This window comes from Embleya sp. NPDC059213, assembly GCF_042754445.1.
In the GTDB taxonomy this organism is placed as follows: Bacteria; Actinomycetota; Actinomycetes; order Streptomycetales; family Streptomycetaceae; genus Embleya.
Genome location: NZ_JBHZAV010000318.1, coordinates 1 through 6,555, shown reverse-complemented (window position 1 = coordinate 6,555; position 6,555 = coordinate 1). Strand labels below are relative to the sequence as shown.

The window sequence follows — 6,555 nt, the reverse complement described above, 5'->3', positions numbered from 1 at the left end:
CCCCGCTCCGCCACCCCCACCCACCGCGCCCGCTCCGCCCCACCGCTTCGCCTTGCCCTCCCCACCCCGCGCCGGGCAGCGCCGCCCCACCCCACCCGCTCCCTCCGCGCGCCGTGCCCGCGCCCCGGCAGCCCCGCCCGCGCAGCGCCCCGCCCCGTCCCGCCGACCGTCGGCGGCATTTGCCGGAGTTTGCCAGTGGTCCAGACCTATTGACCGGAAGGTCTGGACCACTTTACGGTCATGGCAATCGCACCACGTGAGTCTCCGGGCCCGTCCCCGCCCGGGAGGTAGGCGTGCCACGCAGGGCGTTCCCTTCCGTGCTCGGCCGCGCTCGAAGTGCCGAAAGGGAATCGAGCATGATGGGTCGCACGTCACGCCTTCTGGGGGCCGCGGTCGCGGTCGCCTTCACGGTTGCCGGGTCGGTCGCGGCCGCACCGAACAACGCCGAAACACACGGCACTTCGCAGCCGGCCAAGCACGCGAGCGGGTCGGTGGGCAGCACCTGCGCGGTCAAGTCGAAGCCCGCGGGCAAGGTGCTCCAGGGCTACTGGGAGAACTGGGACGGTGCGGTGAACGGTGTGCATCCGCCGTTCGGCTGGACCCCGATCACCGACCCGCGGATCGCCGCACACGGCTACAACGTGCTGAACGCGGCCTTCCCGGTCATCCTCGGCGACGGCACCGCGCTGTGGCAGGACGGGATGGACCAGAACGTCAAGGTCGCGACGCCGACCGAGATGTGTCAGGCCAAGGAGGCCGGTGCCACCATCCTGATGTCCATCGGCGGAGCGGCGGCCGGCATCGACCTCAACTCCCGCACCGTCGCGGACCGGTTCATCGCGACCATCGTGCCGATCCTGCAGACCTACAACTTCGACGGCATCGACATCGACATCGAGACCGGCCTGGTCGGCGGCGGCAACATCAACACGCTGTCCGCCTCGCAGGCCAACCTGGTCTACATCATCGACGGCATCCTGGCCCGGATGCCGAGCAACTTCGGCCTGACCATGGCACCCGAGACCGCCTACGTCACCGGCGGCAGCGTGGTCTACGGCTCGATCTGGGGCGCGTACCTGCCGATCGTGAAGAAGTACGCGGACAACGGTCGGCTGTGGTGGCTGAACATGCAGTACTACAACGGCAACATGTACGGCTGCTCGGGCGACTCGTACTCCGCCGGCACGGTCGCCGGCTTCACCGCGCAGACCGACTGCCTCAACCGCGGACTGGTCATCCAGGGCACCACGATCAAGGTGCCCTTCGACAAGCAGGTCCCCGGGCTGCCCGCGCAACCGGGCGCCGGTGGCGGCTACATGACGCCCCCTCAGGTCGCCCAGGCGTGGAACCGCTACAGCGGCGGTCTCAAGGGCCTGATGACCTGGTCGATCAATTGGGACGGCTCCAAGAGCTGGTCCTTCGGCAACAACGTCAAGGCCCTCCAGGGCCGCTGATGCCACGTCGGCGCCCTGCGGGGTCGCCGACGGCAGGGACCGCAGACCGCCGCTGCGGCCCGGGGTCGACACGCACGCCGCGTCGGCCCCGGGGCCATGTCCGGGGTTCGCCGAGCGGTGCCGGTGGTGGCGTCAGGTCCCGTCGATCTGCAATTCGACGAACACGTCCGGATCGAACGGCACCCAGCGGGCCGGGCGGTCGCTGCCCACGACGCGCAGTCGGCACCAGTCCTGGCCCCGGTCGCCGTGCCAGCGGGCGTTGATCCGCCCGAGCGCCCAACTGCCGTCGCGATTACGGATCTCCACCGGCTCGTAGACGCGGCGGATCTCCTCCTCCGGAGGAGCTTGCACCCACTGGGTCTCCGGGCCGTCGGCCGTGGACCGCTCTCGATGATCATTCAGCACAGTTCCACCCCTGATCCGCAGGCGACGGAGCGGTTTCGACCGAGTCGAAACCGCCGAAACCAGGCTTCTACACATCTGTAGAAACCTTACCCCAAGCCCATCGGCGACTCTCGCCCGCCACCACCGCTCGGGCCCGGGAGCCGGCGCGCGCCCGGGCGGCAGCGGTGACACAGTGGCGGTAAAGGATCTTCGTGCGGCCGGTCGCGGGCGTGACCGGCGGGACGAGCGGCGTCGATTGCCCCGTCGCCCGCCATGAAGGTCGTCTCCGCGGCGGTCCTCGGATCGAGCCGTTCGCGAGCGAGGTGACGCATGACCACCAAGCGCACACCCGTCGTGTTCATCCACGGCCTGTGGTTGCACTCGACCAGTTGGCGGGCCTGGGCCGAGCGCTTTCGCGAGGCCGGCTTCGAACCGGTGCTGCCGGAGTGGCCCGGCGTTCCGGACACCGTCCTGGCGGCGCGCCGACAGCCGGAGCCACAGAGCGGCGTCGGCCTCGCGGAGATCGCCGAGGCGCATGTCCGGGCCATCCGCGAGCTGCCCTCCCCGCCCGTCCTGATCGGCCACTCGGTCGGCGGTTTCATCACCCAGCACCTGTTGGGCGAGGGGCTCGCCGCAGCGGCCGTGGCGATCGCGCCGGCTCCGATCAAGGGGGTCAAGGCGGTCGGTCCGGCCCAGGCGAAGTCGACCTTCGCGTTCCTGCGCAATCCGGCCAACATCAAGCGGGTGGTGTCGCTGAATCAGGCCCGCTTCCGCTACGCCTTCGCCAACACCGTCCCGCTCAAGGAGTCCGAGGACCTGTTCGCGGCCTGGACGATCCCCAGCCCGGCCCGGCCGCTCTTCCAGTTGACGCTGGGCAACGTCACCCCGAACTCGGCCGCCAAGGTGGCCACCGAGAACCAGTCGCGCGGACCGCTGCTGCTGCTGTCCGGCAAGGCCGACCACACGGTGCCCGACGTGCTGACCCGCGCCACCTTCAAGCGGTACGCCAAGTCCCGGGCCACCACCGAGTATCGCTGCTTCGAGGACCGGGGACACTCGCTGATCCTCGATCACGGCTGGCCCGAGATCGCGGACGCCTCGCTGAGCTGGCTCGCCGACGCCGGCTTCCCCCGCACGTGACCCGTCGAAGACGGTGCTCGGCCCCGGCGCGGCGGCGCCGAGCGGGCTCGGCCGGGTCAACGGGCCGCGGGCGGCGCCCAGTCGTGGGCCGGCGCGAGGAGAGGATGGTCGGGGGAGCGGTACCACGGTTGTTGTTCCACCGTGTCGCCGTCGCCGAGTTGTACGGTGAGGCCGAAGTCGTGGATGGTGGGCCGCCCCCGGGAATACCACCAGTGCCAGGTCGCCTCGACCTCGTCCCACAACCGGCGCGGGCCGGACTGGCGGATCGTCGGCGGGTCTTGGGCGGCGAAGTGCGCGGCGGCGATCGAGTGCCCGTGCCCGGTGTCGGCGCCGTAGAGCCACAACGTGCCGCCGAGCGCGCCGTGCAACACCGGCCGGGCCAGGCAATCGGGCACACACAGACCCAGCACCAGCGCCACCGGGTCGAACGGGCCGCCCACCACGTCGTCGTAGCCGAGCGTGCTGGTGGTCGGCTGCGCGTAGGCGGCCCAGTCCTCGGGCAGCGCCGCGCCGCCGTACCTGCCCCAGTGCGGGCGATGCGCGCGCAGCTTCATGAACGCGGTGGCCAGCGTGAACGGCCCGCTCGCGGCGCGCCGATCCGGGTCGACCACCAGGCGCAGCGCGCAGTCGCCGCTGCCGTAGTCGGTGCCCCAGGGCAGCACGATCACCGCACCGGGCGCGGCCTGTTCGACCCACGCGGGCGGCACGCGCCGGACCCCCGCGGTGACTTGGATGCGTTCGTACGGGCCGCCCGCCGGGTGGCCGAGCGTGCCGTCGCCGGTGATCACCTCGACGAGATCGCCGAATCCGGCGGCGGCCAGGTTCTCCCGGGCCCGGTTGGCCAGTTGCGGGTCGACCTCGATCGAGGTCACCCGGCAGCCGCGCGCCGCCAACAGGCCGGCGCTGTAGCCGGTCCCGGTGCCGACCTCCAACACCCGCATGCCCGGTGCCGCGTCCAGGTCGTAGAGCATCTCGGCGAGCGTGGACGGCGTGGACGCCGACGAGGTGGCCAACGTCCCGGCGGTGCTGCCGGTGTGCCGGCCGTCGTCCCACTGGGTCACCAGTGCCCGATCCGAGTAGACCGCCCGGCGCCACGCCTCCGGATCGCGATCGCGGTCCACCGGCGCGTCGCTGTCGTCGGGCCAGATCCGGGCGGGGACGAAGTCCTCGCGGGCCACCATGCCGAACACCGATTCCCAGCCCGCCGGAAGAACGTCCTTGCCCTTCAGGAGGGCCGTGAGTGTGTCGGGCCCCACCGTCATGACACGAACCGTCGATCGGATAAGACGGACTGACCGTGCATCGCGAACCAACCTTTCAGGAGGATGACTACGCACCGCACCCTAGAAACCTCGAAGCGTAAGCGTCAAGGCGCTCAAGGAACTTGCCGTGCCAACGAAGCAACCCCCGCAGGAGTGCCCGGGTCCGGCCGATCCGGCCCCTCGAATGTGCCGGCGGCCCCCGCCCGCTCAGCGGTCCATCAACGCGCGTTCCTTGGCCGCGTGTACCGCGGCGGTGAGTCCGTCGATGTCGTACGGGCCGTGGTGTCGACGGCCGTTGACGAAGAAGGTGGGGGTGCCGGAGACCCCGCTCAGGTCGGCCGACTCCTCGTCCTCGGTCACCCGGTCGGCGCCGCGGTGGGCACGCAAGGCGATCCGGAACTCCGCCACGTCCAGTCCCAGGGTTTGGGCGTGCTCGACCAGATCGCCGGGCTTGAGCGCGTCCTGGTTCTCCAGCAGGTGGTCGAGCATCTCCCAGAACGCGCCCTGCTCGGCGGCGGCCTCGGCGGCGATCGCGGCGAGCCGGGCCCGGGGATGCACGTCCGGCAGCGGCAGATGGCGCCACACGTAGCGCACGTCGCCGAAGTCGGCGAGCAGTTCGCGCACCACCGGCTCGGCCAGACCGCAGTAGGGGCATTCGAAGTCGCCGTACTCCACCAGCGTCACCGGGGCGTCGATCGGACCGCGAATGTGGTCGCGCTCGGGATCCACCGGCACGGCCAGGTCGACCAGGCTCTGCGCGGTGCCGAGCAGTGCCCGCGAGCGGGCCGGGCGCGGCATCGCGGCGATCACCACCGAGACCAGCCAGGTCAGCACGAACGAGCAGACCACCGCGCTGAGTACGCCCACCTTGGCCTCGTCGAGCCGATCCCCCTCGAAGGCCAGCGTGGCGATCAGCAACGACACGGTGAAGCCCACGCCGGCGATCGTGCCACCGCCGACCACGGCACCCCAGCCGACCGGCGGCCGCAGCCGGCCGCGACTGAGCCGGGTGGTCAGCGCGGCGACGCCGATGACGCCCACCGGCTTGCCCACCACGTAGCCGAACAGGATGCCCAGCGTCACCGGCGAGGTGTAGGCCCGGGAGATCAGCCCGGCGTCGAGCGTGATGCCGGCGTTGGCCAGCGCGAACAGCGGCACGATCACATAGCTGGTCCACGGGTGGTACATCCGCTGCAGGCGCTCGTTCGGCGACAGGGCCGCGGCCATGCCCAGCCGGGCGCTGCGTTCCAACTCCGGCGTGGGCTGCTCGCGGAAGGAGCGGAACAGGCCGGTGGCCCGCTCCAATTCGGCCCGCGACGCCGGGTAGGCGAAGGTCAACAGGCCCATCACCAGGCCCACCACCACCGGGTCCACACCCGACTTGAGCACCGCGACCCAGGTGATCACCCCGAGCACGCCGTACGCGCTGCCGCGCCGCACCTTCGCGGTGCGCACCAGCACGATCACCACGAGCAGCGCGAGCGCCACCAGCAGCGCCGGTACGTCGATGTGGTCGCTGTAGGCGATCGCGATCACCACCAGCGCGAGGAAGTCGTCGACCACGGCGACGGTCAGGATGAAGGTGTGCAGCCGGCGGGGGAAGCGGTTGCCGAGCAGGGCGAGCATGCCCAGCGCGAAGGCCGTGTCGGTGGACATCGCGGCGCCCCAGCCGTGCACCGAGGATTCGCCCGCGTTGATCGCCAGATAGATCAGCACCGGCACCGCCATGCCGCTGAGGCCGGCCAGCAACGGCAGGGTCAACCGGCGCCGTTCGCGCAGTTCGCCCATGTCGAACTCGCGTCGGGCCTCCAGGCCGACCACGAAGAAGAACAGCGTCATCAGCCCGCTGTTGACCCACTCGCGCAGGTCCAGGGACACGCCGGAGTCGCCGAGCCGCACCGACAGGTGGGTGTGCCAGAGCGATTCGTAGGAGTCGGCGCCGATGTTCGCCCAGGCCAGCGCGACCAGGGTGGCGGCGAGCAACACGGTCGCGCTGCCGCTCTCGGTCCGGATGAACGCCCAGCGAGCGGTGCGGGCCCCGCCCTCGTCCAGCGACTGCCCCGACAGATCCCCGTCGCCGGACGCCTGCGCCATGCGAATGCCCCCTGTTGTGCCAAGCCCCCCGACGGAAGCGAATCAGACGATACCGCCCACCGCGCGGCGATGATCATCCCGCCACACCAACCGCCGCCCGCCTGCCACTCGCCGCCGGGGTTTGCCGGGGCCGGGTCGGTTTGCGGCTCAGCCGGCGGTGGTTTCCTGCGGGGTCGGTGTCCGGGTCTTGGTGCCGCCCTTGGGGAGCAGGAGGAACGGGG

At 71.2% G+C, this 6,555-nt stretch carries 5 protein-coding genes; 2 read left to right on the top strand and 3 right to left on the bottom strand.

Annotated elements, in window-relative coordinates; genetic code table 11:
• Positions 1 to 359 precede the first annotated feature (359 nt).
• Complete coding sequence (locus tag ACFXMF_RS46075) at positions 360 to 1,454, top strand: chitinase (RefSeq protein ID WP_360324337.1); 1,095 nt, start codon at positions 360 to 362, stop codon at positions 1,452 to 1,454.
• Between the two features lie 132 nt (positions 1,455 to 1,586).
• Here ACFXMF_RS46075 and ACFXMF_RS46070 read toward each other — a convergent pair whose 3' ends face one another.
• Complete coding sequence (locus ACFXMF_RS46070; RefSeq protein ID WP_379990446.1) at positions 1,587 to 1,805, bottom strand: hypothetical protein; 219 nt, start codon at positions 1,803 to 1,805, stop codon at positions 1,587 to 1,589.
• 363 nt (positions 1,806 to 2,168) lie between these two features.
• Here ACFXMF_RS46070 and ACFXMF_RS46065 point away from each other — a divergent pair, with 363 nt between their 5' ends.
• Positions 2,169 to 2,978 carry an alpha/beta fold hydrolase gene (locus tag ACFXMF_RS46065; RefSeq protein WP_360324317.1) on the top strand — a complete coding sequence of 270 codons (810 nt, stop codon included), beginning with the start codon at positions 2,169 to 2,171 and terminating at the stop codon, positions 2,976 to 2,978.
• Between the two features lie 56 nt (positions 2,979 to 3,034).
• Here the strand turns inward: ACFXMF_RS46065 and ACFXMF_RS46060 are convergent, their stop codons facing one another.
• Both ACFXMF_RS46060 and nhaA read right to left on the bottom strand, forming a co-directional pair.
• Positions 3,035 to 4,240 (bottom strand): methyltransferase domain-containing protein, encoded by a 1,206-nt coding sequence (locus tag ACFXMF_RS46060; RefSeq protein ID WP_379990445.1) that lies wholly within the window; start codon positions 4,238 to 4,240, stop codon positions 3,035 to 3,037.
• A gap of 207 nt (positions 4,241 to 4,447) precedes the next feature.
• The gene (gene nhaA, locus ACFXMF_RS46055) at positions 4,448 to 6,334 is read right to left on the bottom strand and encodes a Na+/H+ antiporter NhaA (RefSeq protein ID WP_379990444.1); all 1,887 of its coding nucleotides are present in this window, start codon (positions 6,332 to 6,334) and stop codon (positions 4,448 to 4,450) included.
• Positions 6,335 to 6,555: the final 221 nt, after the last annotated feature.